Here is a 25840-nt window from a genome sequence, read left to right as displayed (position 1 = left end):
TATCAGGGACACGTGCGGTGTTGTTGCTTGCAAAGCTGCTGAAAAATCTAATTTGAAACGGTTTCTCCGGAATCGATAACCTCCAGTTTCACGAGTTCACAACTGATGTCTACCCGTTCAATCCCTTCTACCTTAAAAAGAGCATTGAAGGAACAGGAGCCGGAGGGCAGTTGCCGGTAGAATTCCTTGAGAAAAGCTGGGGTGGTAAAATGATTGACCACGGCCATGGTGCCAAAATCGTTGTTGGAAACAAAATACATGGCAGACTTTCCGGGACTTATAGAGGTGTAGGAAACCATGGCATATTCAATATAGCCGCTTTTTCCGAAATGGGAATTGTAATCTTCCGTGACCGATTCGCCGGAGTACCGAAATCCATCACCAAAAGTCGAAAAGGTTTTACTATTCTTCAGAAAAAAGGACATGGAAAGGTTCATGGTCTTGTACTGTCCGATAAAGATGATGTTGTGGTCGCGTACATCTTCGTAAGTGAGTTTGCTCTCCAGCTTCAACGAAAAATCCTGCCGATTGGCCACGAACCACTCAGTAAGCCTTTTGGTAGTGAAGGGAGCCATTTTTGACATTAACGTGTAATCGGTCGACTGTAAATTTCGATCCGGGTTTGCCTTATTGTATTCCAGCAGTTTGTTCAGGTTGTTGATGTCTCTATAGAGCACCGCATGATGTTCTCCGTCCGACAGTTTTTCGTGCACGATAAATTGATCTGAAAACGGTTGGGGCCGATAGTTTAGGAACGTATGATTTTCGGGTTTTAATCAAAAATCTGAACCGGCACGAGCGGCAAGGTCAAATTAAATTTGAGGTGAACGACCTCCATAGTGAGCCACTGTTCGAAGGACATTCACCGGTTTTTTTGGATGGTAATTCTGAAATTTTATTTCAAAAAGAGATTCGGATTTCACAGTATGCTGGCCCACCAGGGAAGGTTGAAGTCTCGTGTAGCCTATACTGGAATGGCCTTTTAGTCGATAAGGAATTTTATACCCCCTAAATACGCGATTATTTCCCCCCTCATAGAGGAAAATAGGAACGATAATTTTGAGAGATTTTAGTTGATACTACATTAATAATTGATTTCGATATGAAAGCAACAGTCTATAAAGGAGATAAAACATTCTCTGTAATTGAAAAAGAAATAGAAGCCCCTCAGGCCGGAGAGGTACGTATTAAAGTAGCTTATTGTGGGGTGTGCGGAACCGACGTACATATCTACCATGGCATGATGGATCAGCGTGTTAGCATCCCTCAAATAATTGGCCACGAAATGTCAGGTGTCATTGACGCGATCGGTGAAGGAGTAACTGGTTTTTCTGTGGGTGAAAAAGTTACTGTGCGCCCATTGGACAATCGATTGCAAGCCGAATCAGACAAAGGTTTTGGCCACATAGCCAAGAAGTTAAAGTTTATCGGAATTGATAGTCCGGGAGCTATGCAACAATATTGGAATGTGCAGGCATTTACCCTCCACAAATTAAATGAAGAAACCGACCTGAAACTGGCTGCCTTGGTTGAGCCGCTATCTGTAGCCTGCCACGATGTTCGTCGCGGACGATTGGTTAAAGGCGAAACTGCAGTTGTTTTAGGTGGTTGACCAATCGGTCTTTTGGTTGCAATGGTTGCCAAAAACAAAGGTGCCAATGTTGTTATTTCCGAAGTGAACCCGATTCGTATTAAAATGGCTCAGGAAATGGGCTTCGAAGTTGTAAACCCAACTCAAACCGATTTAGTAGAGTATATCGATAAGAAAACAAACGGCGGGTTGGCTGACGTAGTTTTCGAAGTTGCCGGAGTACAACCATCATTAGATGTGATGACTGAAGTGGCCGGTATTCGCGGACGTATTGTGATGGTCGCCATTCATGGACAACCAAAACCGGTCAATTTATTCAAGTTTTTCTGGAAAGAACTGGAATTAATTGGTGCAAGGGTATACGAAGCGGAAGATTATGAAGAGTCAATCCAATTGATTTCTGAAAATAAACTTCCTTTTGAGAGCATTATTACAGCAGTCGAACCATTGGAAAATATTCAGAAACTTTTTGAAAGCATCGATGAGAATCCAAATGGTATGAAGTATTTAATTGACTGCCAGTAATCGAATTTAGCAACTGTAACCTATTTAATAACTGCGCTTTGATTCTGATTGAGAGCGCAAAAAAAGATCAATAAGATGAGCATTTTAAATAAATTTAGTTTAGAAGGAAAAACAGCCTTAGTTACAGGCTGTAAGCGTGGAATTGGTAAAGCGATGGCAATTGGTCTGGCTGAAGCCGGAGCCGATATCATCGGAGTTAGCGCAACACTCGAGAAATCGGGAAGCGATGTTGAAAAAGCAGTACTGGCAACTGGAAAAAAATTCAAAGCCTATGCCTGCGATTTTTCAGATCGTAAGGCTCTTTACGCTTTTATTAAAGAGGTAAAAGCCGATTTTCCTAAAATCGATCTTCTGATCAACAATGCCGGTACAATTTTAAGAACTCCTGCAGCAGAGCATCCCGATGAAATGTGGGATACTGTAATTGAAGTGAACCAAAACTCTCAATTCATTCTTACCCGCGAAATCGGTAAAGAAATGGTCGCTCGCGGCGAAGGAAAAATCGTATTTACAGCATCTCTGCTCACGTTCCAAGGTGGTATCACTGTTCCCGGATATGCCGCAAGTAAAGGCGCTATTGGCCAAATGACAATGGCATTTGCTAACGAATGGGCCTCGAAAGGGGTGAATGTAAACGCCATTGCACCTGGTTATATTAGTACAGACAATACAGAGGCTTTGAGAAAAGACGCGGAACGCTCAGCGTCAATTCTTGGACGTATTCCAGCCAACAGATGGGGTAATCCTGAAGATTTTGCCGGTCCTGTAGTCTTCTTGTGTTCTGAAGCTGCTGCTTATATGCACGGTTCCATTATGCTGGTCGACGGTGGCTGGATGGGACGCTAAGCTCCCAAATTTGACACTCGGGGAATCGTTCACCGGAATGGTTCCCTAATTTTTCTATCACTAAATCACAACAACATGACTGCACGTACTTTGAATTTTGATCAATATATTAACGGACAGTGGGTGAAACCACTGAACGGACAAACAGCCGAGGTTTTAAATCCTTCAAACGATGAAGTAGTAGGTTACGTGGCCAACGGCGATGCCACCGATGCCGAAGTTGCTTTGAAAGCAGCCGAGGCAGCTCAAAAAGACTGGGGAAAAATGCCTGCCCGTAAAAGAGCCGATCTTATGAGAGCGTTTACTAAAGAGATTCAGGCGAACCGTGAAGAACTGGCAACAGTGCTCACCAAAGAACAGGGAAAACTCTATAAAGTCGCGCTGTTCGAGGTTGATGTGTGCTGCTCGTTTATTGAGTATGCCTGCGACTGGGCTCGGCAGATTGAAGGTGATATTATTCCTTCGGACAACGAAAATGAACAAATCTGGATTCAAAAAATTCCACGTGGCGTTGTTGTGGCTATTACTGCCTGGAACTTCCCGCTGGCTTTGGCCGGACGTAAAATCGGACCAGCACTTATTGCCGGTAACGCGATTGTTGTAAAACCAACTACTGAAACGCCAATGTCGACCCTGATGTTGGGCGAACTGGCTAAAAAGGCTGGTGTTCCTGATGGCGTTCTGAACATTGTTACCGGTGGCGGAAGAACGCTGGGTGAAGCTTTGGTGCGCAACCCAATTACCAAAATGGTGACCATGACAGGTAGCACGCCTGCCGGACAAGCAATCTTCAAAGCTGCGTCAGAAAATTTGGCTCATGTTCAGCTTGAACTGGGTGGTAAAGCTCCTCTGATTGTTTTCGAAGATGCGAATATTGCATATGCTGTTGCCGGTGCGTTACACTCTCGTTTCGACAACTGCGGACAGGTATGTACCTGCAACGAACGCATGTATGTGCATGAAGATGTGTACGATGAGTTCATGGAGAAATTCATGGCTAAAGTAAAAGAAATTAAAGTTGGTGATCCGTTTGATGCGGCTTCAGACATGGGCCCTAAAGTGAATAAAAAAGAGCTGGCGCACATGCAGGAACTGGTTGAAATCTCGGTGAAAGAAGGTGCAACGCTGGCTTATGGAGGAAAAGTTCCGGCTGGTGAAAAGTTCCAAAAAGGAAACTGGTTCGAACCGACAATCCTTACGAATGTAACCCAAAATATGACCATCGTGCACGAAGAGGCTTTTGGGCCAATTTTGCCGGTACTGAAATTTAAAACATTCGACGAAGTGGTTGGTTATGCCAACGATTGTGAATTCGGACTTGCTGCAATGGTATATACCAACAATATGAACCGCATTATGAGCCTGAATACAGAGCTCGAGTTTGGCGAAATTTACATCAACCGTGGCCATGGCGAGTTGCACCAGGGATTCCACAATGGTTATAAAATGAGCGGTACCGGTGGCGAAGATGGTAAATACGGTTTCGAACAATACCTTGAAAAGAAAACATTCTACGTAAGATACAAAGGATAAATCATGGATGCAGCGATTAAAAAAATAGACGTTAAGTTATTTAACGTTCCGTTGGCTGAAATTTTAACCGATGCCAAGCATGGAGCACACAGCCATTTTGAATTGGTTACTGCTACAGTAACGCTCGAAGATGGCAGCGAAGGCACCGGGTACACTTACACCGGAGGCAAGGGTGGTCATGCCATTAAAGCAATGATTGAACACGATTTGACTCCAATGCTTCTGGGACGCGACGGATCGGCTATCGAGGAACTTTACGATGCTATGGAATGGCACATCCATTACGTTGGTCGGGGAGGTATCGCGTCATTCGCGATCTCGGCAATCGACATCGCGCTGTGGGATATCCGATGCAAAAAAGCGGGCCAGCCTTTGTGGAAAATGGCTGGTGGCGCCGGGAATACCTGTAACGCTTATTGCGGTGGAATCGACCTGTTATTTCCGCTGGAAAAATTGCTCGACAACATTCGCGGATATCTCGCCAAAGGATTTAAAGCTGTAAAGATTAAAATCGGACGCGATAATCTGGATGAGGATATCGAACGCATCAAGGCGGTTCGCGAATTAATTGGCGATGACGTTACTTTTATGGTGGACGCGAATTATTCGATGAGTGTCGAAAAAGCGATTGAAGCCGCTAATCGGTTCAAACAATACAATATTTTCTGGTTCGAAGAGCCAACAATTCCAGATAACTACAAGGGGTTTGCCGAAATTGCTGACGCAACCGGAGTCCCCTTGGCAATGGGCGAGAACCTGCACACGATTCACGAATTTGAGTATGCTTTCGAGCAATCGAAACTCTCATTCGTTCAGCCTGATGCAAGCAATTGCGGTGGTGTTTCGGGATGGTTGAAAGCTGCCAGAATGGCTAACGAATATGGATTGCCTGCTTGTTCACACGGCATGCAGGAATTACATGTCAGCCTGGTGTCGTCGCAACCAAACTCGGGGTGGCTCGAGGTGCACTCATTCCCAATCGATGAATACACGCATCGGCCACTGGTCGTTGAGAACTACCGGGCTGTTGCGCCTGATAGTCCCGGGGTTGGAGTTGAATTTAACTGGGAAAAACTGAACCCTTATTTGGTAAATTAATTGAACGAGTGATGCGAAAACGTTTCAAACTAACGATTCCTACTTTATTGTTCGCTGTATTGTTGATCGTGACATTCAGTTCGTGTAACGGTGGTGGAAACGACGATATCGTCGACCTGCCGGAAGAATCGGAAACACCTGAAACACCTGAAACTCCGGAGGAACCTGCTGCTCCACAATATGAGTGGAGCTCGTATGCAGTACCGGCGTCTGCAGGCACCGGAAATGTATGGCAACTTCAGGATCAATCCGACGAGTTTCAATATACAGCTGAGGCCTCCAATAAAGGCACTGAATTCGATGCCAAATGGACCGACTTCTATCATAATGCATGGACAGGTCCGTCTCCAACCTTGTGGCAGCACGACCACAGTTTGGTGGCCGACAGCTACCTGAAAATTAAAACCAGCCGGGTTGATGGAGAAACAACCTCAATAAGCGGTGCCAATGGATCGATAGTGACCAAAGTGACCCGTACAGGTTGTGTAACGTCAAAAACACGGGTGGTTTATCCTGTTTATATTGAAGCGCGGGTCAAAATTATGAATTCGGTGTTGGCATCAGATGTTTGGTTATTGAGTGCTGATGATACACAGGAAATTGATATTTGCGAAGCCTACGGTAGCGATCGCTATACCAATGAATGGTTTGGACCAAAACGTGTTCACCTGAGTCATCATGTGTTTATTCGCGATCCGTTTCAGGATTGGCAACCAAGTGATGCCGGTAGTTTTTATACCGATGGAACGACCATCTGGAGGAACGATTTTCACCGGATTGGGGTGTATTGGAAAGATCCGTGGACACTGGAGTATTACGTTGATGGCGTGAAAGTCAGAACCCGCTCCGGAGCCGCAGAGATTGACCCGAATAATTACACCAACGGTGAAGGCCTGAGTAAAGAAATGGATATCATTATTAATACCGAAGATCAGACATGGCGGGCCTACCAAGGGCTTACGCCTACTGACGAGGAATTAACGAACGAGGCAAACAATACGTTTTTAGTTGATTGGATCCGTATTTACAAACCAATAGCCGAAAACTAAAATTCTAATATCCGGTTCGAATGCTTTTCGAATCGGGTATTAACCGATATTTCTTAGCAGAATTGGATGGAATGGAATATCTTGTTTTTCTAGTATTTTTTGTGCAATCATCTGAACAAAATAGACCAGGAAAACCCGTTCTGCTTTTTTCCGGTTCGGTTCTCCTCCCCATTTAGGGAGGTGAAGCGGAACAAAAAAATTGACTAACGATGAAAATCCACTGCAGATATAAGGCTGATTAACAGTGAATTTAAACAATGAAAAAAATACTTATGAGATCGATAATTCAAGTTGCATGTTTTCTTTTGATGGTTTCATGCCAACCAAAACCTACACTACAGCGAGAATCAGATTTTAACAAGCACTGGAAGTTTAGTCTTGAAGCTGATTCGTCAGCTAGTCAGCCTAACTTGTCTGACGAAAATTGGCAGCTTGTTAACTTACCGCACGACTGGAGCGTTGAATTTCCGTTTGACACAATTAACGGTGAAGGATGTACCGGTTATCTTCCTGGTGGAACAGGATGGTATCGCAAGCAGTTCGATCTGAAGCTTGAGGAGAATCAAAAAGCTTATCTGCTATTCGATGGTGTGTACAACAACTCCGAGCTTTGGCTGAATAACCAAAAATTAGGGGAACATCCGTATGGCTACACGCCTTTTTATTTCGACCTTACTCCGTTGCTGTCAGCTGATGGCCAAAACAATTTATTGGCCGTAAAAGTAGATCGTACCCGATACGCCGATTCCAGATGGTACACCGGTTCTGGTATCTATCGGAATGTTAAATTGATTGTTACCAATAAACTACATATCCCTATCTGGGGAACTTTTGTAACAACTCCTGAAGTTTCGCCTGAAAAAGCGTTGGTAAATATCGAAATTGATATTGCCAACGACTATCCGGAACCAAAAACGATCGACGTAATTACCGAAATCTTTAATGGCAGGCAGGAACTTGTTGCAACGCTGACCAGCGAAAATGTTTCGGTCGGTCAATCAACAAAAATTACACAAAAACAAACAATTGAAAATCCCGAATTATGGGATGTTGATACCCCCAATTTATATACAGCAAATACCATTCTTTCGGAAAATGGCAACGAGCTTGATCGTTATCAAACAAGTTTTGGAATTCGTTCTATCAAGTTTGAAGCCGCCAATGGCTTTTTCCTAAACGGGAAGAATACGAAAATTAAAGGGGTTTGTTTGCATCACGATGGTGGACTGGTTGGTGCAGCCGTTCCGGACGAAGTTTGGCGTCGCCGGCTCCAAATTTTGAAAGATGGTGGATGTAACGCAATTCGGATGTCTCATAATCCATCGTCAGAAGCGCTGTTGACTCTCTGCGACGAGATGGGCTTTCTTGTTCAGGATGAATTTTTTGATGAATGGGATTATCCTAAAGACAAACGATTGAACATGGAGCAGCGAATTTCAACAGACTACATTACAGAGGGATATACCAAACACTTCCAGGAGTTGGCAGAACAGGATCTTAAAACAACGGTTTTGGCTCACCGTAACCATCCGTCAATTTTCCAATGGAGTATTGGCAACGAAATTGAATGGACGTACCCGAGAAACAAAAAAGCAACTGGTTTTTGGGATGCTGACTGGTCGGGAAATTACTTCTGGAATCCAACTCCGCTTAGCCCCGATGAAATTAAGAAACGTTACGATTCGATGCCGGCGATGGAGCATACCATAGGTGAAACGGCGCAAAAGCTTTCAAAATGGACTAAAGAACTGGACCCAACTCGTCCGGTCGTTGCAAATTGCATTTTGCCATCGGCGAGCTATGTGACCGGTTATGCTGACGCGTTGGATGTGATTGGATTCAGTTATCGCCGTGTGATGTACGATTACGGACACCAGTATTTTCCGGAAAAACCAATTATGGGAACCGAAAATGTGAACCAATGGCAAGAGTGGAAGGCCATTCTCGAACGTCCGTTTGTTTCGGGAACATTCACCTGGACTGGTATCGATTACATGGGCGAGGCTCACCAACGGAACCCCGGCGATGAGCGAAAACGCGGAACAGCCAGCGGATTGCTCGACTTTGCCGGTTTCAAAAAGCCTGCCTTTTTCATGATGAGGTCTCTTTGGAATGAAACTGATCCCACTTTATATCTGTCGACACAAAAACTGGATCAATCAATTTACAAAGTCGACAAGGATGGGAATGTGGTCGAAAAAGTTCCGGGCAGATGGGAAAAAGCGCTGTGGATTTGGCACAAGGTGAACAATTATTGGAATTATGCCGACAAGGAACCTATTGTGGTCGAAGTTATTTCATCTTGCCCCGAAGTGGAATTGTTTCTGAATGGAAATAGTCTGGGAACAAAAAACCTTGCCGACTTTCCGGATCGAATTTATAAATGGTTGGTTCCGTATGAAAACGGAAAGCTTGAAGCGGTTGGAGTACAAAACGGGCAGAAAGTTACGTTTGCATTGGCAACAGCTGAAGCCGCGACAAAAATTGATATTTCAACAAGTAAAACCGACTTGGATGCCGATGGATACGATGTCGCTCACATTGTTGTTCAGTTAACCGATGAGGCAGGGAACCCGGTACGTTTCGATGAAAAAGAAGTTGAGTTTTCAATTACCGGCGATGTTGAATTGTTGGGCGTTGATAATGGGAACGATGCTAGTTTGCAAACTTTCCAAACCAATAAATTGAAAACTTCCGAAGGACGCGCACTTTTAATTGTTCGTTCTACCGGAAAAGCTGGTCGTGCACAAGTGACAGCATCCTTTGAAGGAGCACAAAGCAATACGCTGGAATTGAATATAGATTAATGATATAGTTGTTGGATAGGTTCGTTCATCCAGAATCTGGATGTTCAGTTAAAAGGGGACAATGGAAATGCAAATTTCCTTGTTCTCTTTTTCTAATATCCGGCAATTCCGCCTTTTTATCGAATTGTATACCTCATTGGAGCGTTTGTCCATCTCCGCCAAGTATGGGATTTTTGGAGGGGCTGAAAACCGTAAATTTAAATCTAATCGCACATGTGGCTTCGGCTCTGTTTATCCGAAAATTCTTTTAATGCGATCAGCTCTCAGGAATTAAGCGATAACGAGCTATATTTGAACAATAGGAACGAAAAAAGACAAAAATCATATAACTGTCTAATCATAAAACAATGAAAAATACCATTTTAAGTTTTGCATCATTAGCAGCGTTAGGTTCTTTTTCGGCTTGCCAACAAGCCGGTAAGCCAGCGGAAGCTAACACTGAAAAGCCGAATGTCGTAGTCATTTATCTCGATGATTTGGGTTACGGCGACCTGAGTAGCTATGGCGCAACCGCCATTCAAACCCCAAATATCGACGCGTTGGCCAATGGCGGTATTCGGTTTACAAACGGGTATGCAACCTCGGCAACCTGTACACCAAGTCGCTATGGTTTACTAACCGGCACCTATCCGTGGCGGAACAAAGATGCCCGTATTTTACCCGGAACAGCGCCGCTTCTGATCGATACCGCGCAGCAAACTCTTCCCAAAATGTTACGGGCCGAAGGCTACCAAACAGCAGTTGTTGGTAAATGGCATCTGGGCCTTGGAACAGGAGTCGTAAACTGGAACGAGCACATCTCTCCCGGACCAAACGAAGTGGGCTTTGAATACGCGTATATCATGGCCGCTACCCAAGACCGGGTTCCAACCGTTTATATCAACAACGGGAAGGTTGATAAGCTGGATGTAAACGATCCGATTGAAGTGGATTACAAAAACAATTTTGATAACCAGCCAACCGGAAAAGACAATCCGGAACTTTGCACCATGAAATGGCATCACGGGCACAACAATACCATTGTGAACGGCATACCACGAATTGGATATATGAAAGGCGGCGAATCGGCTAAATGGGTTGATACCGACATGGCCGACCACTTTTTGGCGATTGCGCAAGACTATGTGAAAACTCACAAGGACAAGCCTTTCTTCTTGTACTATGCCCTTCAGCAACCGCATGTTCCGCGTACGCCAAACGAGCGTTTTGTAGGTAAGTCGGGAATGGGCCCACGCGGCGATGCAATTTTGGAGGCCGACTGGTGTATCGGAGAGTTTATCAAGACTTTGGAAACAGAAGGATTGCTTGAAAACACGTTGATTGTTTTCTCGAGCGACAATGGCCCGGTATTGAACGATGGCTACTACGACGAAGCGGTTGAGTTGCTGGGCGACCATAAACCGGCCGGACCACTTCGCGGAGGAAAATACAGTTTGTATGAAGCCGGAACGCGCGTGCCTTTCATCACCTACTGGAAAGGCCATATTGAGCCGCAGGTATCTGACGCGATGGTTTCCCAAATGGACTTACTGGCCTCGTTGGCCCGTCTGGCAGGTACGGAAGAGAAATCGACCGATAGCCAGGATTATCTGGATGTGTTCTTAGGTAAATCAAATGAAGGCCGCGAAAGCCTGATTCTGGAAGCAAACACTAAAACAGCGCTACGTAAAGGCGATTGGCTGATGATTCCACCATACCAGGGAGTAGCAGTGTTGAAAGAAGTCAATATCGAAATCGCTAATTCGGAAGAATACCAGCTGTTTAATTTGACCGACGATCTTAGTCAGCAAAATAATTTGGCAAAAGAGAATCCGGAAAAATTGGAGGAAATGATTGCCAGCTTCGAAGTATTGCGTGGCGATAATTTGAAACAAATTCAGGATGTTGAGTTGAAGTAAAGATACTTTTTTTTGATTTTCAATGGGGCTGTCCGATGTATTTGGGATAGCCCCATTTTTTGTCCTGTTAGTGTGCTAAAGTTTGCGGCAAGTTTGAGTCGAATGTACTTTTTGTCAGGAGGCATTCTTCCCGATTGCATTGGTGGACGCCCACTTACAGTCACCAAACCGACCACCCTAAGTCGAACTTTCCGAACCGAAGTCTTAATCTTAGAAGTACATGTTCATGGCGAATTCCATCGTGAATTCATCATCGGTTGAAAGCTCGATGTAGTTGATCTCCTCTTTCAGAGTTTCAAGTTCGGTCATAAAAACTTCAGATTTTAAGGCTAACACAGCTCCTGATCCGGCTGAGTTTCCAACCTGAATGTATTTTTCGAGTGGAACCTGAGGCAACAAGCCCATACGGATGGCATTGGCAATGTTCAGGTAATTACCGAAACCTCCGGCAAGCAGCACATGATCAAGCTCATCCATTGAAAGTCCGGCGATAGCCATCAACCGGTTTATGCCACTCAAAACAGCCGACTTGGCAAGTTGTATCTCCCGAACATCCTGCTGGCTCAGTACAATTGTGGTTGAGAAATCGTTGGTGCAGATAATAAAATCTTCAGCAATATTTCCATCGGGCTCCAACGCGCCGGTTTCGAGCATTGTCGCGATAATATCTACGAGCCCCGATCCACAAATTCCGGTCGGAGAAGTACCGCTAATTACCTTAAACCCGTGTTCGGAATATTCGGAAATAGCCCCGGGTAATGCAGCCATCCCGCACGAAATATTAGCTCCTTCGAAGGCCGGACCGGCAGCAGTGGCGCAGGCCAGCTTTTTTTCAGGCGTAGCCAAAACAATCTCACCATTGGTGCCAATATCGATAAACAAAAAGTTTTTGCCAAGTTTTGAGCAATCGATTGAAGCGAGCCCAGCCAGGATGTCGGCTCCAACATACGCGCTTAACGAAGGGGCTAAAATCAACTCACCTTTTGGGTGAATGTGTATGCCCAATTCGCTTGCCGGCATTGTTTTGGCATCGGTAAATTGCGGTGTGAAGGGCGCGTGAGCAATTGGCAGCGCATCAACTCCAAGCAGGTTATGAAGCATAATTGTGTTTCCAACCACGGCGATTTTAACAAATTCAGTAGGTGAAATTTGGTTGTTGGAACAGAACTGATCGATTGCATCGTTGAGACTGAAAACAAGAACTTGCTGCAATTCAGCTAAGCCCTTCGGAGTAGTGGCGCCATAGTTGATGCGTGAAATCACATCGGCTCCGAATTTCGATTGCGGGTTGGTCATCGAAATAATGTCGACAACCGATCCAAACAAAAGATTGACGACATAGTAGACAATGGTTGTTGTGCCAATGTCAATGGCCAGCCCGTAGGGTATTGTTGCCAGATCCATCAACGCTTTTCCCGGGTTGGAAGGCAGAATTTTAGTCAGTTTGTATTGAGTCGATAACACTTGCATTTCGACCCGGTTGGGAAGGATAACCTCAAGATCTTTACTAACATAGTACAGGCACGAAGTTACATGACCTTCGCCGGGGATGTGAACCCGGCATTTTCCACATGTACCGTTTCCCCCGCAGGGCGCGTAAAAATTGTCAACCTGCTCGCGGATGCATTGCAGTAAATTAGCTCCATCGTCAACTTCGACCGATTTTGTAGCGGTGGAATTTTTCAGAATAACCCGGTGTTTCATGGTGTTGCTGTTTGCGTTCGGTTTTCAGTCAATTCAGTTCCGGATCGTTAGGCCTTTCGGTACCAGCAATTCCGGCTGTCGCACGATTTGCAGTTTGTTTTGCGGTAGTGAACCTGTTCACCCATTCCAACAATCCCGTTGATGGATTTTACCGGATTCATCATCCCATACTCATTGATCGAAATTCCCAGAAACGACTCCGGCAGAAGTCTGAAAAGTTTATTCTGCTCCATAATATCCCATCCGCAATTGCCCGGACATATTGTGTTGGTCAGATTGGTATGTAGTTTAAATCGAAGCGATTTCAGATGTTCCTTTAACTTTTTAAGGCTTTTTTCAATCAATAGCGTGCCAATTACATCTGCCAAATACAAATCAACCGGGTCGGTTATTGAACGAATGAATTCATCCAGTTTCTTTTCAACCGTACAGGCAAATATCGCGACTTGTTCAACTCCCGACAATAAGTCGTTCACTGTATTGCCAACAGACATAATTTCTTGTTCAACCTGAAGTTTCGCATCGGTTAATGTCGCATTGTAAATAATAAAACCTACGAAAATTTCGTATTTGCCGATGGTTTTAAGCATCGTGGCGGCTATTTCTTCCAGCTCAGGAGGAAGGCTTCCTTTTCTTCCGGAAATTTGGATCGATAAATCACTCGATGTAATTTTCAATTCGTCGGCCCGGAACGTAATTTCGTTGATTTTAGACGTGAAGCACTTTGGCTTTAAATCGCTGCTCAAGTTCATGGTTTGAATACTGGTTGTTGAAAATAATTAACTCCGAACGTCCTTCATATTTCTCAACCCGCGCGAATTCAATCGTTTCAAGCACGGCCTGAATGGCAATGGTATTTCCCTCTGATGTGTTTACAAATCCTTTGATTCGATAGCTTGACGGCAATAGTTCCTGGATGAATTCGGTTAGTTGGGTTTCGGAAATTAAATCGTGAACCCGGAGGACGGAGACATTCATCTCGGGCTTGTTTCCCGCGTTTATGATGGGAAGAAATCTTCTGCTTTTGCCCATCGCTGCATCATCGTCGAAAAGGTCTTTCAGGTTGATGTTGCAATAGTTGCTGAATTTGTAGTCGGCAAACGGATTCCATTTTTTCAGAAGCCCGACCACGGACTGAGACGAGGTTCCCGGTTCTTCGCTTTTATTGATGATTAGTTGGTCGGCTACCATAACCTGGTGTTTAAAGCGCGGCATCATTTGGAAGGTGCGTTCGAAGTGAACCGCATCAATCACTGTAATTATTTTTTTTAGGTTGATTTTATCCTTTATCGCCGGAGCATTCAGAATTTGAACAACACTAATCGGATCGGCAAGACCTGAAGATTCTAGAAAAATGGCGTCGGGCGTGTAGCTGTCAGCCAGCTGTTCGAGCGCCTCAACAAAATTACCGAGCTGGCAAACACAAAAAACGGAGCCATTGTTGATTTCAACTAATTTGAAAGCTGTTCCGGTGTTCTGAAGTTCCTTACCGTCAACTCCGGTTGGCGCAAATTCGTTTTGTATCACAGCAATGCGGTAGCTGTTGCCGTAATGTGTTAGAATATTTTTCAGCAAAGTTGTTTTGCCACTTCCGAGCCATCCGGTAACAATATAAAAGGGTATCATAGCTTGCCAGTTTATAGTGAGCTGAATTTCCATAGCCACAACCCCGAGCGCATGGCGTTCAGGGTTGCCGGCCGTTGGAATTCTTATTTCCGAATCAATCAGACTCCTTTTGCAGTCAGTTGCGCTTCAATCTTTTCCTGAATTTTATTGATCGGTGGAATTTGAGAAATGAACTCAATAGTACCGTCAATAACAATCGTGGGCAGGTTTTTAACGCCCAACGAGGCCATCATTTGTACGCCCTCAGGAGTTAAAATGTTGTACTCGCGACAAATGACCTTGGAGCCATAAGGTGCGCTGGCAACTTCGGCTGCTTGCAGCATATACTGGCAGGCGGCACAAGCCTTTGAGTTGAGGGTGACCACGTCAACCACAACCTGCTTTTCCTGCCAGTGGTCTGTTAGGTCAAGCAGTTCAACTTCTTTGGTTACTACATCCGATGCGCGCAACTCTCCCTGAAGCACTTCGTCGTGCACAAGTTCGGCTACCGCAATCAGGTTTTCCTTGGGAGTGGCCATGGCAAGGTCGCAACCCGGAGCCAGGATGAAGCCTTTTTTGCCGCCAATGTCCATACATTCCAAGGCATCGCGTCGCGAAGCATCTTCGTCACCCATCAGTAAAACCACGGTAAGTTTCATGTTCCCGCCAAAACTTACGTTGTACTTCATCGCCATATCGCGAACAAAGTCCAACGGAATGTTCTCGTCAATCGAAATGTTGTCGGGTTTAGTTTGACACATGGCCTCGATGTTTTGCTTGGCGTTTCCGCAAACAAAAAATGAGCATAGTTTGCCGGCAGCGCGGATCGAGTTGTTGATCTCGGTGACATACGGAGACACGAAGGTTTCAAAACTCATTGGGTCGATCTGACTGGTCATTGGGTCAACTAGCGCAACAACGTCAACACCTGCTTCCATATAGTAATCCGCCATTGCGATGGCAATATCTGTTGTAACCCGCATTAGTTTATGGGTGGCCTCCGGATCCATCATCATTTGCAGAAAGATATCGGTTCCCAACAGGTGAAGCGCAAGAGTAAACGGTCCGGTAATTAGTCCGTACAAGGCCAGGTCGGGATGTTGAGCCCGTAGTTGCCTGGTTGCCTCCAGCACAATGGGAATGCGGGCTTCATCTTTCGATGGAATGACGATGTCTTCCAGGTCTACACCTTCATTAAGCGGGTGCGAAACAACGGCCGGTGGGTTATCGTCGGCCCAGGCTATTTTACATCCCAGCGCTTCGGCTTCAATTTGCAGGTCGAAGGCAACCGGAATTCCATCGGGATTGTATAGTTCAATGGTTTTGTTAACTCCGTTTACTAGGTGTTCCTTTGATTGTAGAAATTGCTCAGCTGTCAATCCTAAAAGTTGTCCGGCATGACAACCGACAAACGGCACCCAGGGGATGCGGTCTACCGGTTGCATGGCCATCGCTTTCTTTATTAATTCTAATCCTTTCATTTTTCAGGTTGATGTTTATGCTATGAGGCCAGTTTGTTTAGGAATTCGACTACGCCCTGGGGATCGGGATTGTATGAGTCGGCGCCAATTTTGTCGCAAAATTCCTGATTGACAGGAGCTCCGCCGATACATACTTTCTTGGATGGATCCTGCGCTTTAATGGCTTTTACAATTTTTTCCATGTTGGGCATGGTGGTTGTCAACAACGCCGACAGGCCGATCACACTTCCCGGATGTTTGCTGGCTTCTGCGATAAAATGTTCAGCTTTGACATCGGTTCCAAGGTCAATTACTTCGTAGCCGTTTCCTTCTACCATCATCGAAACCAGGTTTTTGCCAATGTCATGCAAGTCGCCTTCAACGGTTCCGATAATAAACACACCTTTACGTTTGGCAGAGCCATCGCTAAAGAAAGGTTTCAGATGGTTCATGGCAGCACTCATGGCTTTGGCACTCATTAAAACCTGAGGGACAAATATTTTATTTTCGCGGAATTTGATGCCTACCTTTTCCATGCCAATCATTAGCCCTTTCATGAGCAAGTCTTCGGGGGTAACGCCAGCGGCTAAGGCTTGTTGGGTGAGCTCATCGGCTCCGTCCATTCCTTTCATATTTGGAGGGAAAGGCGAGACTTTGTTAATCTTGCCAAATTCCACGCAATTTGCTATTTCTGCTAAAATTTCGTTCATGATTTTGTATCAATATAAGTTAAGAATATTGGTTTTAAGGATTTGTTACTTCAGTTGGTTTTGAGCTATTTCAATGAATTTGAGTATGTTTTCCATCGATGTGTCTCCTTCAACCGAGTGAGAAGGCGAGAAAATGTATCCGCCGTCGCGACCCAATTCAATCAGGCGTTTCGATTCGTTTTCAACATCTTCAACCGTTCCGAATGGCAAAATCTTTTGCATTGACAAACCACCATGGAAAGCCAACCGACCGCGATACTCGGGTAAAATGGTGTGGATGTCCATTACTTCGGGTTGAAATGGGTTGAAACAGTTCAATCCGCATTCAATCAGGTCGGGGAATAGTTCATCAACATCCCCGCAGGAGTGGATCATCACATATTTACCATGATCGCGGGCAAAGCCATACATGCGTTTTAGCTGTGGGTACACAAACTCTTTCCATGTATCGTAGCCAAAAATTAAACCGTGTTGCTGTCCCCAGTCGTCGCCAAAGTAAATCGCGTCAATGTCGTATTCCATGGCTTTTTCAATCTGAGCAATGTTGTAATCGGCAATTTTGGTGAACAATTCGTGCACAAAATCCGGATACATTAAAAAGTCCATCAGCAGGTTTTCAACACCACGTAGTGTCCAGGCGCGTTCGTAAAGGCTAAATCCAATTTGGAACAGGCGGAACATATCCGGTTTTTTTTCAATTTCCGGTTCAATGTTGGCAAAGAATCTCGGATCAAGCGGATCGGGGAAAACAACGCCATCCATTGTTGGTTCCTTAATTAGTACCTCAACTGGCATGCCGATGTCTTTGTCAACCGAACGATCCCAAACCACTCCGAAAACATCTTTAAGCATGTTTGGGGCTACTTCTTCGAAGAAACCGATATCACTTCCCAGGTTCAAAATATGGTTGCCCAGCACGACATCCAAATCTTCAACTCCATAGTACTCCTGAAGCATTTTTTTTGGTTCTTCAGTAAATTTGAAAGACCATGGCACATAAGGTGGCTTTTTGCCATCGAGAACCATTTTTATTACATCACGTTTATTCATTGTTCAATAAATCAGTTATTTACTATGCAATATTATAGAATGTTTGATTCAAAAAATTTAGCTATATTGTCACTTATTTATAAATATTGCCACAAATGATAAAATTGAACGAAACAAAGGTGATTTCGGCTGAACCTGAAAGTGTTGGAGTGGAGCAAGCCAGGTCGTTCTACGTTGGTCATTATTTGGCACCTTTTTTCTCGCGGCCGTTGCACTACCATAAAGAGTATGAGTTGCTTGTAATTGTGAAGGGCTATGGTACAAGAATGATTGGCGATCATTTTGATCGTTTTAACGAAGGAGATGTGGTGTTGATCGGAGCTAATTTGCCCCATGTTTGGATTTCAGATATGAAATTCAGAACCGATGACAACGAAGCCAGCGAGTCGTATTACATCCAGTTTAAGAAACGGGTTTTTGGCTCCCATTTTATCGAGATACCCGAATTGGAGGGGGTGCGTGATGTTTTGCGGAAGGCAGACCGCGGCCTGAAATTGAAAGGCCAAACAGCAGCGATTGTTGGAACAGTGCTAAAGGAAATGGGGCAAAAACCATCGTTTGAACAGCTGATTGATTTATTGAATGCGCTGCAAACGATACACGACGGCGACTATGAGTTGCTGGCTTCCTCTGATTTCGAAAATGAACAGGTCTTGTTTGAAAATGAAAAAATAAACAAAGTCCATCAATACGTTACCCGTCATTTTAAAGAAGAATTAAAAATTGACGATTGTGCCGCATTAATAGGAGTAACACCAACTTCCTTTTGTCGCTTGTTTAAAAAACATGCTGAGGTCACATTTTCGGAGTATCTGAATTCCATCCGTTTAAACTTTGCTCATAAATTACTTCTAAACACAAACCTTTCCATCAAGGAAATTTGTTTCGAGAGTGGATACACTTCCATCGCCTACTTCAACCAACTGTTTCGCAAACAAACAAGTATGTCGCCGCAAGCTTTCCGGAAGCTTTATTCCTGAGTAAATCCGTTCCGGCTTCTGTTTCAAAAAAAGAAAGTATGACTTCGTGAAGACCGGATAGAAACTATTCCCTAAATTTGATGTAAGCCACCCAGAGGTTGTGTATGGCAACGTCCTGATATTGAGGTCTAAAATGAGACCCGGTTCAGACGCGAAAAGGAACCTTTGCAGGTGGTGACTCCTTTGTATGTTGTGATAAAATTTAAATACAAATCAACGACGAAATGGAAGAGCAAATCAGAAAATTCTTATTCGACCCGACGGTGGGGAAAATAGCCGCTATTTTCATTGGTGCGGCAATCATTTGGGTCATTATTAAGGCGATACAGCGCAATTTGTTTACTAAAATAAAGGACAACGACAATCGCTATCGCGCAAAAAAGTTCAGCAATTTTATTGGCTATGTTTTAACAATTCTTCTGCTAACCATTGTTTTTAGCGATAAGCTTGGCGGATTGACCGTAGCGTTGGGGGTAGCCGGAGCTGGTATTGCATTCGCCATGCAGGAAGTTATCGTTTCGTTTGCCGGTTGGATTGCCATTATGTTTGGCGGGTTTTATAAAACGGGAGACCGGGTTCAACTTGGAGGGATTAAAGGCGATGTGATGGATATTGGGGTAATAAGAACCACTATAATGGAAACCGGGCAATGGGTTGATGGTGACTTGTATAACGGACGGATTGTATTTGTTGCCAATAGTTTTGTTTTTAAAGAACCAGTCTTTAATTATTCAGGGGACTTTCCATTTCTGTGGGATGAAATAAAAATTCCGGTACAATACGGTAGCAACTATGATCTGGCCAGACAGATTTTTGAACAAGCCGGTAAAAATATTGCCGGAGAATTGAGTCAAAAGTCAGTAGAAAAATGGAAGTCGTTGCAAGATAAATATCGACTGGAAGATGCACAAACAGAGCCAATGGTGTCACTTGTTGCCAATGACAACTGGGTAGAGTTCACGCTGCGGTATATTGTCAATTACAAGAAGCGTCGGGTCACAAAAACGCAATTATTTACTCAGATTCTTAAAAAAGTTGATGAAACAAACGGGCAGGTTAAGTTCGCGTCGGCGACATTTCAATTGGTTGAGCCACCGGAATTTAGAGTTAAAATAGAAGCCGATAAAGGGCGGAAACTGAACTAGGGAGAATCGCGTGATTTTGAAAGCCCGATACGACCAATTGTAATTGAAGGACTTGAAAGAGGGGCAACCAATTGAAGTTGCCTATTGAATTACATTCAGTGTTTCCAGTAAGCGGGTCATTCCCTCAACATCCAGCTGTTTCGCGACGATTTTTTTGTTTTCATCGAGCAGAAACAAGGATGGTGTGGTTCGAACACCGTATAATAATTTCATGTCCGAGATTTGTTTTGGATCCCACAAGTTCATCCAACCACCGAGCTCATATTCTGAAATAAAGTCAGTCCATTCCTTTTTGTCAGTCATGGTGTACACCGCATATACGGAGAGTAGCGAGGGTTTGGCAGCCAGAAAAAGCTCGTCGTATAATTTGGGAATTTCGTGTTTGCAATGGCTGCACGATGGTTCCCAAAAAGCCAATATCGTGTAAGGAGTTGGCGATTGTTTCAAACTGTGGAACTCACCGTCTTCATCTTCCAGTAAAAGTTCGGGCGCTTCGTTCCCAATCAGATTGTGTTTTCGCAACGCTACTTCGCGACGAATATTTTCCAGTGTTTTACGATCGGCCCAACTGGCTTGCCCACTCAGGTAGTAGCGTTCGGCCAACGCGACAAACACATTTTCGAGGCCCATCACCTTGGATTGAATACTGTTATTTAAAATGAAGGAGGTGAGGTTTTGGAACGTTTCCGGACTTGTTCGGTATTTCTCGATCATCCGAATGGCTTCGGGCAAAACGCTATCAGGAGTTTGCAGCAATACTTTGTTGAAATACTCACTCAAACGCTCTTTTACAAAGGGTGTGTGCCACAAGCGACGATCGCCCAGATCAAAATAATCCCAGTAATGATTCTTTCGGTAATTGTACTCGTAAACCCATTTCAACGAATCGTTGCGCTGACAGTCGGAAGGGATTTGCGTTTGCTCTAATTTTTGCTGGTGGCCGGCCAGCAAAACAGTCCCAAACAAATTATGCCGCTCCTTTTGCCCCACTTCAAAACGGTAATTTCTAACCTCTTCATCCAGCTGTTGAAGCTGCTTTTTTAGGATTGATAGCGAGTCCGGATTCAGTTTCAGCTTTTCCAGTTGTGCCGATAAATTGGCAAAACGCGCTTTTTGGCCTCCCAGATAGTCAATGTAGAGCTGAAATTTTTCACTTTCCGTAGCAGCTTCCAGTTCAATTGTTGTTGCCCCGGCTGGCAGCTGTATGCTGAAGTGCTGGTCGGTGCCCACCAAAAAGTCGTACTGTTTGTTTTTGTGAATGTACAATTGATAAATTCCCTGCTGCAAAGGTTCATTTCCCTGAAAGATCGCTCTTCCGCGATGATCCAGTTGTAAGCTGTCCTTCACGAATAGTCCACCGAAATAATACCCGGCAACAATGATCTGGCTGTCGCGATAAGCCGGCAGGTCGATTTCAATCCGGTAATTCTGTGCATACGAAAGCGCGGGGCACAGACAGGCGAATAGGAAGCTAAATAAGCTCCATAATTTTCCGTGCATTCGCTTCATTTGAGTACGATGTTGCAAGTTGAACTTTTCGTTTTTCAATTTCATTGCTGTCAAATTCAATCTCCATCAGATTCCGAATCGTTCGGACCATGTCTTCCGCAGTGTCCGCAATATGGCAAAGATTTTTCAATCCGGTACCTTTAACCATCATCGAATTGGTGAGGCAGTGTCTACCGCAAAACAACGATGCCAGTAATTTTAGTTTCACTCCGGTTGTTTGAAAAGTTGGAATCAGGCAAACGTGTGCTTCTCGGATCAGCGTGTTCATCTGTTCGGTTGAAGGGTTTGCCACCAGCATTACATGAGGAATGTCGTTTGCCATAGAAATCAGCCATTCCGGCGGATTTTTTCCTGCAATTACAAAGCTAATTGTAATCTGGGTGAAAACTTCCCGCATGAGAAATTTCACTGCGTTCTGGTTTTCACTAACACTCAAATTGCCATGAAAAAGCAGATAATCGCCTTTGCCGGTTTTCGAGCTTACTTTTTGATACGGATGAAAAGCCGGGATAAATTTTGCCTTTTTGAAGGTTTGCTGAAAATAATGCTCTTCGGAAGTTGATATGGCCAAAATGTGGTTGGCCAGAGCTAATTTACGTTCAAAAAAGCTAAGGCGAATGGATTCAATCAGATAGTAGACCCGTTTGACGAGATTCGATTCCGCAGACGACAAATGATAATAGTACTGGTGTTCAATATTGTGTGCACGAACTAGTTTATTGCAGGCTGCAAGCAGCGGATGCCCCAGTAAAAAGCAGGTGTGCAATCCCTCGAATAGGATAGGGGCAGGCAGTGCACTCAGATTTCGCAGTAATTTGGGGTGCTTCCGGCTTCGCACAATGTATGGTAGTGTACTTAATTGCGCCTTAAATCCGGTTTTCCGGGGATAATAATAAATCTCCTTACAAAATCGACTAAGATCGGCAGCCCTCGGACGATCGTACTCGAAACAATGCAAATGAATTTCGGTACCCTCGTTGGCAAGCGCTTCGAGCTTGTAGTAAATATCAATCACTCCACCGTAGTCAGGCGGACTGGGAATATTAAAGCAGATAATATGAAGTTTTTTAGTCATACCACGTGATGGCTAAATTAACGAAAAAAACCGCAAGCGAATTGCCTGCGGTTTCATCGTTTTTTTCGGGCAGCGATTAATTTGTCAAATCTATTCCACCATAGCGGCTTGTAATAACCACTTTCCGGGTGGTTCCCGGTTGCCCAACGGTACCCAGAACTTTTAATTGGGCTTTGTCGTTTAGGTGGTCGCCCTGAAAGTTTTCAGCGGGATATTTTAAATCGCAATACTCGCAGTCTGCTTGCAGTTGATAGGAGAGGGTATCCATGCCCAACGCGACGCTGCCATAGTTATTGGTGATTTCAATTTTTTCGAACTCAGGTGAAACTCTGCTAACCTTTACTGAACCGTAGGCAGGTTTGATGGTCAAACTTTTGGTCACCTCATCAAGTTTGTAGTTGGTGTATTTCGATTCTGCAACAATAGCCGCAGCTCGTCCCAGCTTTATTTCATCATATTTCGACTCCAAATTCATTGTTTTCACCTCATCAATATTTAGTCCCGAATACATGGTTTCGAGCGATAAATTTTCGGCTTGGCCAATGAAAACTTTGCTGTATTTAACAACTCCTTTTAGTTTATTGACCGCCTTAATGTCTGCCTTTCCGTAATCGAGCGCAAGCGAAATACCGTCGGTTCCGGGCGCGTTTAGTTCGCCAGCGGTCAGGTTTCCATAGGAAATATCAAAGTTTCCGGCGGCAGCGAGGCTTTGTACGGCCACATCGCCAAACTTGTTGTCCACGGTCAGGTTTCGGTCTCCTGGTATGTTGATTTTGTAAATGATCGAAAAATTCTCTTTCGATTTAAAATCATTGTCAATAATGGTTTGCGCTTTCAATATACTACCGCTTCGCTTGATGTTAATCGAGATCAGGTTCATCATTTGTTGGGCGTGTTCTTCGCTGGGGCTTTCCATCGTTATAACGACATCAACTGTGACCGAATCACCCCCAAGGTTGTTGATTTCGACTAACCCGAATTTGTTGCTCACCTCAAGAGCTGTAATTTGGGAGCTGAGATAGCTTTTGTGTATTTTCCGGTCGAATTGTCCGGCGTGTACCGTATAGGACACGAGTGTCAAGAGGAATAGTATCGTTTTAAATTTCGCTTTCATCGGTATATAAATTGTTTTTTTTAGTTGTGTGATGGAATTTATAAGGGGTGAAAATTAGAACTGTTTGGTGTTTGCGATCGTTTTGTCAGCTTCTGTTCATCTTTTCGAAATACTTATTGCAGATAGAATGAAGTAAGTGAATATCACCTTCTCCCAGAAGGTTGAGACGTTCCAGAATGCGCGGGTAAATGGCCGACTCGGTTTTGAAATCAAGCTCCAATAGCAATTGGCTGCTTTTTTCTTTGAGTGCCCGAAAGCCATTTTCATTGACTTCCTGCTTGGCCAATTCGTGCTCCGACTGGTGCAGTTGGCTAAGCTCGTAGGCATACAGCATAATCGCCTGCGCCAGGTTTAGGCTGGGATAAGCAGTTTGCAAAGGCACGGTGCTCACCATGTCGCACCGACGTAGTTCTTCGTTGCGCAGTCCGCTGTCCTCCCGTCCGAAGACTATGGCTACGTGCTGAACGGCCGAACCTTTCGATCGAATGATGTCGACTAAATCCCGAGTTGATTGATAATCTTCTTTCACCAGTCGTTGTTTGGCAGAGGTGCCAATGATGAAATCGATGTCGTTTACCGCCTGTTCAAAATCAGGGTACACCGTCGCGTTTTCCAAAATATCGTTCGAGGCGTGTGCCAGCCAGCGTGCCGGGTCGCTCAGATGATCGCATGGATTAACCAGTCGCATATCTGCAAATCCCATGGTTTTCATGGCTCTGGCTGCTGCTCCAACATTTTCGGGAACAGCTGGTTCAACAAGGATAAAACTAATCTTCATCAGTAAATAATTTGTTTTTTAATTGTCTGACGGAACTCACTTATTGCTGAAAACTATTTTCATTTCGTGTACGTGTGCGAAGCAACAGGTTCGTTTCATTCGTCTAACTTTTCAATTTTGCGCTATCAAAATCAATGGCGACGCGGGTTTTACTTTTTGCATTCAACGCTTGAACCTGGCCTAAACAGCCAAGCTTTGCTCCATGTTTTGATTGCTCACCTTTGGTTAATCGATTTTTTAGAGAGCTACAAAGATAATGCTTCAGTCAAGTCTGGAAAATCTGATTACCGAAAGTGCAATGTTGTGCGAAAACAGGAACCGGTTTTGAACTGTTATCTGATAGCAGTTGAATAAATTCTGAAGTTTTTTCACTGGCAGAATGAACGAAGAGGAAGTCTGTATATTTCTAGCTACTTTCAATTTTTATTGTTTTCAACCTGATCTTTTTACTATGGCACACGATCACGCGCATCATCATACGCATACCCGTTTGGGAATCACTTTTTTGTTGAATATTGTTATTACGGTGGCTCAGTTTATCGGTGGACTGATTAGCGGTAGTTTAGCTTTGATATCGGATGCGATTCATAACCTGAGTGACGGGATCGCGGTGCTGCTGGCTTATATAGCCGATCGGTTGGGCCATCGGGAGAAAACCGCGCAACATTCATTTGGGTATAAACGGGCCGAAATTCTTGCCGCATTTATTAACGCGCTGGTGTTGATCGCCATATCCTTTTACCTGATGATTGAAGCGGTAGATCGGTTTGCCAACCCGCAACCGGTTGATTTTAAATGGATGTTGGGGCTGGGGATTCTCGGATTTCTGGCAAACGGCTTTTCTGTGTTTCTGTTGCACGACGACCATCACAACAACTTGAACGTAAAAGCGGCCTACCTACATTTGTTGGGCGATGCGTTGACTTCGTTGGCGGTAATTGCAGGTGCGCTTTTTATTTGGGCTTGGGGCTGGACATGGATTGATCCGCTGGTGACTTTGCTCATTAGTATTTATTTGTTGGTGCATACCTTTCAGTTGTTGAAAGAGTCGACCGAAATACTGATGCAGTTTGCTCCCGCATCAATCGACCCGGTGATGGTAAAAAGTGAACTGGAAAAAATTTCAGGAGTAAAGCAGGTGTATCACATCCACATTTGGCGGTTGACCGATCATTCCATTCATTTTGAAGCTCATGTTGAATTGGATGCCGACCTGAAGCTGTCGCAAACGGAATCGATTAATGAAGAGATGACAGCAAGTTTACATCGCGAATTTAAGATTACGCATGTCACTTTTCAGTTTGAATATAAATGTGGAAACGGAGGAAAAGGCTGTTAAATTGTCTGTCCAGATCCTGCTGTT

Annotated in this window: 22 protein-coding genes; 11 read left to right on the top strand and 11 right to left on the bottom strand. The window is 44.3% G+C overall.

Annotated elements, in window-relative coordinates:
* Nucleotides 1-47: 47 nt before the first annotated feature.
* A complete protein-coding gene (locus ABZD21_RS00615) occupies nucleotides 48-713 on the bottom strand; it encodes a hypothetical protein (protein ID WP_372772059.1) in 666 nt (221 codons plus the stop codon).
* A 389-nt stretch (nucleotides 714-1102) separates the two neighbouring features.
* Here ABZD21_RS00615 and ABZD21_RS00610 point away from each other — a divergent pair, with 389 nt between their 5' ends.
* The 8 genes from ABZD21_RS00610 to ABZD21_RS00575 all read left to right on the top strand — a co-directional run bounded on the left by ABZD21_RS00610 (nucleotide 1103) and on the right by ABZD21_RS00575 (nucleotide 11347).
* Nucleotides 1103-1612 (top strand): zinc-binding dehydrogenase, encoded by a 510-nt coding sequence (locus ABZD21_RS00610; RefSeq protein ID WP_372772057.1) that lies wholly within the window; start codon nucleotides 1103-1105, stop codon nucleotides 1610-1612.
* A gap of 12 nt (nucleotides 1613-1624) precedes the next feature.
* Nucleotides 1625-2116, top strand: a complete 492-nt coding sequence (locus tag ABZD21_RS00605) for a zinc-binding dehydrogenase (RefSeq protein ID WP_372772056.1) — start codon at nucleotides 1625-1627, stop codon at nucleotides 2114-2116.
* 81 nt (nucleotides 2117-2197) lie between these two features.
* Nucleotides 2198-2962: an SDR family NAD(P)-dependent oxidoreductase gene (locus ABZD21_RS00600; RefSeq protein WP_372772219.1), complete on the top strand. Its 765-nt coding sequence runs from the start codon at nucleotides 2198-2200 to the stop codon at nucleotides 2960-2962.
* A 75-nt stretch (nucleotides 2963-3037) separates the two neighbouring features.
* Complete coding sequence (aldA, locus tag ABZD21_RS00595; protein WP_372772054.1) at nucleotides 3038-4495, top strand: aldehyde dehydrogenase; 1458 nt, start codon at nucleotides 3038-3040, stop codon at nucleotides 4493-4495.
* Between the two features lie 3 nt (nucleotides 4496-4498).
* Nucleotides 4499-5593, top strand: a complete 1095-nt coding sequence (locus ABZD21_RS00590; RefSeq protein ID WP_372772052.1) for a mandelate racemase/muconate lactonizing enzyme family protein — start codon at nucleotides 4499-4501, stop codon at nucleotides 5591-5593.
* Nucleotides 5594-5604: 11 nt separating this feature from the next.
* Nucleotides 5605-6642: a hypothetical protein gene (locus tag ABZD21_RS00585; RefSeq protein ID WP_372772051.1), complete on the top strand. Its 1038-nt coding sequence runs from the start codon at nucleotides 5605-5607 to the stop codon at nucleotides 6640-6642.
* Nucleotides 6643-6914: 272 nt separating this feature from the next.
* Nucleotides 6915-9449: a glycoside hydrolase family 2 TIM barrel-domain containing protein gene (locus ABZD21_RS00580; RefSeq protein WP_372772049.1), complete on the top strand. Its 2535-nt coding sequence runs from the start codon at nucleotides 6915-6917 to the stop codon at nucleotides 9447-9449.
* 347 nt (nucleotides 9450-9796) lie between these two features.
* On the top strand, nucleotides 9797-11347 hold the full coding sequence (locus ABZD21_RS00575) for an arylsulfatase (protein WP_372772047.1): 1551 nt from the start codon (nucleotides 9797-9799) through the stop codon (nucleotides 11345-11347).
* A gap of 210 nt (nucleotides 11348-11557) precedes the next feature.
* Here ABZD21_RS00575 and ABZD21_RS00570 read toward each other — a convergent pair whose 3' ends face one another.
* The 6 genes from ABZD21_RS00570 to ABZD21_RS00545 all read right to left on the bottom strand — a co-directional run bounded on the left by ABZD21_RS00570 (nucleotide 11558) and on the right by ABZD21_RS00545 (nucleotide 17876).
* Complete coding sequence (locus ABZD21_RS00570; protein WP_372772045.1) at nucleotides 11558-13051, bottom strand: ASKHA domain-containing protein; 1494 nt, start codon at nucleotides 13049-13051, stop codon at nucleotides 11558-11560.
* A gap of 47 nt (nucleotides 13052-13098) precedes the next feature.
* Entirely contained in the window at nucleotides 13099-13803 is a 705-nt protein-coding gene (locus tag ABZD21_RS00565; RefSeq protein ID WP_372772043.1) for a hypothetical protein, read from the bottom strand.
* Entirely contained in the window at nucleotides 13760-14677 is a 918-nt protein-coding gene (locus ABZD21_RS00560) for a GTP-binding protein (protein ID WP_372772042.1), read from the bottom strand. Before ABZD21_RS00560 ends, ABZD21_RS00565 begins: the two co-directional genes overlap by 44 nt.
* Before the next feature lie 98 nt (nucleotides 14678-14775).
* Nucleotides 14776-16137: a uroporphyrinogen decarboxylase family protein gene (locus tag ABZD21_RS00555; RefSeq protein WP_372772040.1), complete on the bottom strand. Its 1362-nt coding sequence runs from the start codon at nucleotides 16135-16137 to the stop codon at nucleotides 14776-14778.
* A 20-nt stretch (nucleotides 16138-16157) separates the two neighbouring features.
* Nucleotides 16158-16826 (bottom strand): B12-binding domain-containing protein, encoded by a 669-nt coding sequence (locus tag ABZD21_RS00550; RefSeq protein ID WP_372772038.1) that lies wholly within the window; start codon nucleotides 16824-16826, stop codon nucleotides 16158-16160.
* A 45-nt stretch (nucleotides 16827-16871) separates the two neighbouring features.
* Nucleotides 16872-17876, bottom strand: coding sequence for a uroporphyrinogen decarboxylase family protein (locus ABZD21_RS00545; RefSeq protein ID WP_372772036.1), 1005 nt, complete (start codon nucleotides 17874-17876; stop codon nucleotides 16872-16874).
* A gap of 95 nt (nucleotides 17877-17971) precedes the next feature.
* On the opposite strand from ABZD21_RS00545, the gene ABZD21_RS00540 reads away from it, so the two are divergent.
* Nucleotides 17972-18856: an AraC family transcriptional regulator gene (locus tag ABZD21_RS00540; protein WP_372772035.1), complete on the top strand. Its 885-nt coding sequence runs from the start codon at nucleotides 17972-17974 to the stop codon at nucleotides 18854-18856.
* 224 nt (nucleotides 18857-19080) lie between these two features.
* Nucleotides 19081-20001 carry a mechanosensitive ion channel family protein gene (locus tag ABZD21_RS00535; RefSeq protein ID WP_372772034.1) on the top strand — a complete coding sequence of 307 codons (921 nt, stop codon included), beginning with the start codon at nucleotides 19081-19083 and terminating at the stop codon, nucleotides 19999-20001.
* A gap of 81 nt (nucleotides 20002-20082) precedes the next feature.
* Here ABZD21_RS00535 and ABZD21_RS00530 read toward each other — a convergent pair whose 3' ends face one another.
* The 4 genes from ABZD21_RS00530 to ABZD21_RS00515 all read right to left on the bottom strand — a co-directional run bounded on the left by ABZD21_RS00530 (nucleotide 20083) and on the right by ABZD21_RS00515 (nucleotide 24477).
* Complete coding sequence (locus ABZD21_RS00530; RefSeq protein ID WP_372772032.1) at nucleotides 20083-21501, bottom strand: redoxin domain-containing protein; 1419 nt, start codon at nucleotides 21499-21501, stop codon at nucleotides 20083-20085.
* Nucleotides 21473-22585, bottom strand: coding sequence for a hypothetical protein (locus ABZD21_RS00525; protein WP_372772030.1), 1113 nt, complete (start codon nucleotides 22583-22585; stop codon nucleotides 21473-21475). The genes ABZD21_RS00530 and ABZD21_RS00525 overlap by 29 nt, the downstream gene beginning before the upstream one ends.
* 76 nt (nucleotides 22586-22661) lie before the next feature.
* Nucleotides 22662-23699 (bottom strand): hypothetical protein, encoded by a 1038-nt coding sequence (locus tag ABZD21_RS00520; RefSeq protein ID WP_372772029.1) that lies wholly within the window; start codon nucleotides 23697-23699, stop codon nucleotides 22662-22664.
* Between the two features lie 85 nt (nucleotides 23700-23784).
* Nucleotides 23785-24477 (bottom strand): tRNA/rRNA methyltransferase, encoded by a 693-nt coding sequence (locus ABZD21_RS00515; RefSeq protein WP_372772027.1) that lies wholly within the window; start codon nucleotides 24475-24477, stop codon nucleotides 23785-23787.
* A 451-nt stretch (nucleotides 24478-24928) separates the two neighbouring features.
* On the opposite strand from ABZD21_RS00515, the gene ABZD21_RS00510 reads away from it, so the two are divergent.
* Nucleotides 24929-25816, top strand: a complete 888-nt coding sequence (locus ABZD21_RS00510) for a cation diffusion facilitator family transporter (protein ID WP_372772025.1) — start codon at nucleotides 24929-24931, stop codon at nucleotides 25814-25816.
* Nucleotides 25817-25840: the final 24 nt, after the last annotated feature.

The sequence above is a fragment of the Mangrovibacterium sp. genome (assembly GCF_041596335.1).
In the GTDB taxonomy this organism is placed as follows: Bacteria; Bacteroidota; Bacteroidia; order Bacteroidales; family Prolixibacteraceae; genus Mangrovibacterium.
Note: the sequence above shows the minus strand (reverse complement) of the source record. Positions and strands in the feature narration are given on the sequence as shown.

Excerpts from the sequence above, each read along its gene's own strand:
- ABZD21_RS00565 (WP_372772043.1), bottom strand. The coding sequence starts at position 13,803 with ATGAACTTGAGCAGCGATTTAAAGCCAAAGTGCTTCACGTCTAAAATC.
- ABZD21_RS00570 (WP_372772045.1), bottom strand. The coding sequence starts at position 13,051 with ATGAAACACCGGGTTATTCTGAAAAATTCCACCGCTACAAAATCGGTC.
- ABZD21_RS00510 (WP_372772025.1), top strand. The coding sequence starts at position 24,929 with ATGGCACACGATCACGCGCATCATCATACGCATACCCGTTTGGGAATC.
- aldA (WP_372772054.1), top strand. The coding sequence starts at position 3,038 with ATGACTGCACGTACTTTGAATTTTGATCAATATATTAACGGACAGTGG.
- ABZD21_RS00545 (WP_372772036.1), bottom strand. The coding sequence starts at position 17,876 with ATGAATAAACGTGATGTAATAAAAATGGTTCTCGATGGCAAAAAGCCA.
- ABZD21_RS00525 (WP_372772030.1), bottom strand. The coding sequence starts at position 22,585 with ATGACTAAAAAACTTCATATTATCTGCTTTAATATTCCCAGTCCGCCT.
- ABZD21_RS00580 (WP_372772049.1), top strand. The coding sequence starts at position 6,915 with ATGAGATCGATAATTCAAGTTGCATGTTTTCTTTTGATGGTTTCATGC.
- ABZD21_RS00550 (WP_372772038.1), bottom strand. The coding sequence starts at position 16,826 with ATGAACGAAATTTTAGCAGAAATAGCAAATTGCGTGGAATTTGGCAAG.
- ABZD21_RS00535 (WP_372772034.1), top strand. The coding sequence starts at position 19,081 with ATGGAAGAGCAAATCAGAAAATTCTTATTCGACCCGACGGTGGGGAAA.
- ABZD21_RS00585 (WP_372772051.1), top strand. The coding sequence starts at position 5,605 with ATGCGAAAACGTTTCAAACTAACGATTCCTACTTTATTGTTCGCTGTA.
- ABZD21_RS00555 (WP_372772040.1), bottom strand. The coding sequence starts at position 16,137 with ATGAAAGGATTAGAATTAATAAAGAAAGCGATGGCCATGCAACCGGTA.
- ABZD21_RS00590 (WP_372772052.1), top strand. The coding sequence starts at position 4,499 with ATGGATGCAGCGATTAAAAAAATAGACGTTAAGTTATTTAACGTTCCG.
- ABZD21_RS00515 (WP_372772027.1), bottom strand. The coding sequence starts at position 24,477 with ATGAAGATTAGTTTTATCCTTGTTGAACCAGCTGTTCCCGAAAATGTT.
- ABZD21_RS00610 (WP_372772057.1), top strand. The coding sequence starts at position 1,103 with ATGAAAGCAACAGTCTATAAAGGAGATAAAACATTCTCTGTAATTGAA.
- ABZD21_RS00575 (WP_372772047.1), top strand. The coding sequence starts at position 9,797 with ATGAAAAATACCATTTTAAGTTTTGCATCATTAGCAGCGTTAGGTTCT.
- ABZD21_RS00520 (WP_372772029.1), bottom strand. The coding sequence starts at position 23,699 with ATGAAAGCGAAATTTAAAACGATACTATTCCTCTTGACACTCGTGTCC.
- ABZD21_RS00530 (WP_372772032.1), bottom strand. The coding sequence starts at position 21,501 with ATGCACGGAAAATTATGGAGCTTATTTAGCTTCCTATTCGCCTGTCTG.
- ABZD21_RS00560 (WP_372772042.1), bottom strand. The coding sequence starts at position 14,677 with ATGATACCCTTTTATATTGTTACCGGATGGCTCGGAAGTGGCAAAACA.
- ABZD21_RS00540 (WP_372772035.1), top strand. The coding sequence starts at position 17,972 with ATGATAAAATTGAACGAAACAAAGGTGATTTCGGCTGAACCTGAAAGT.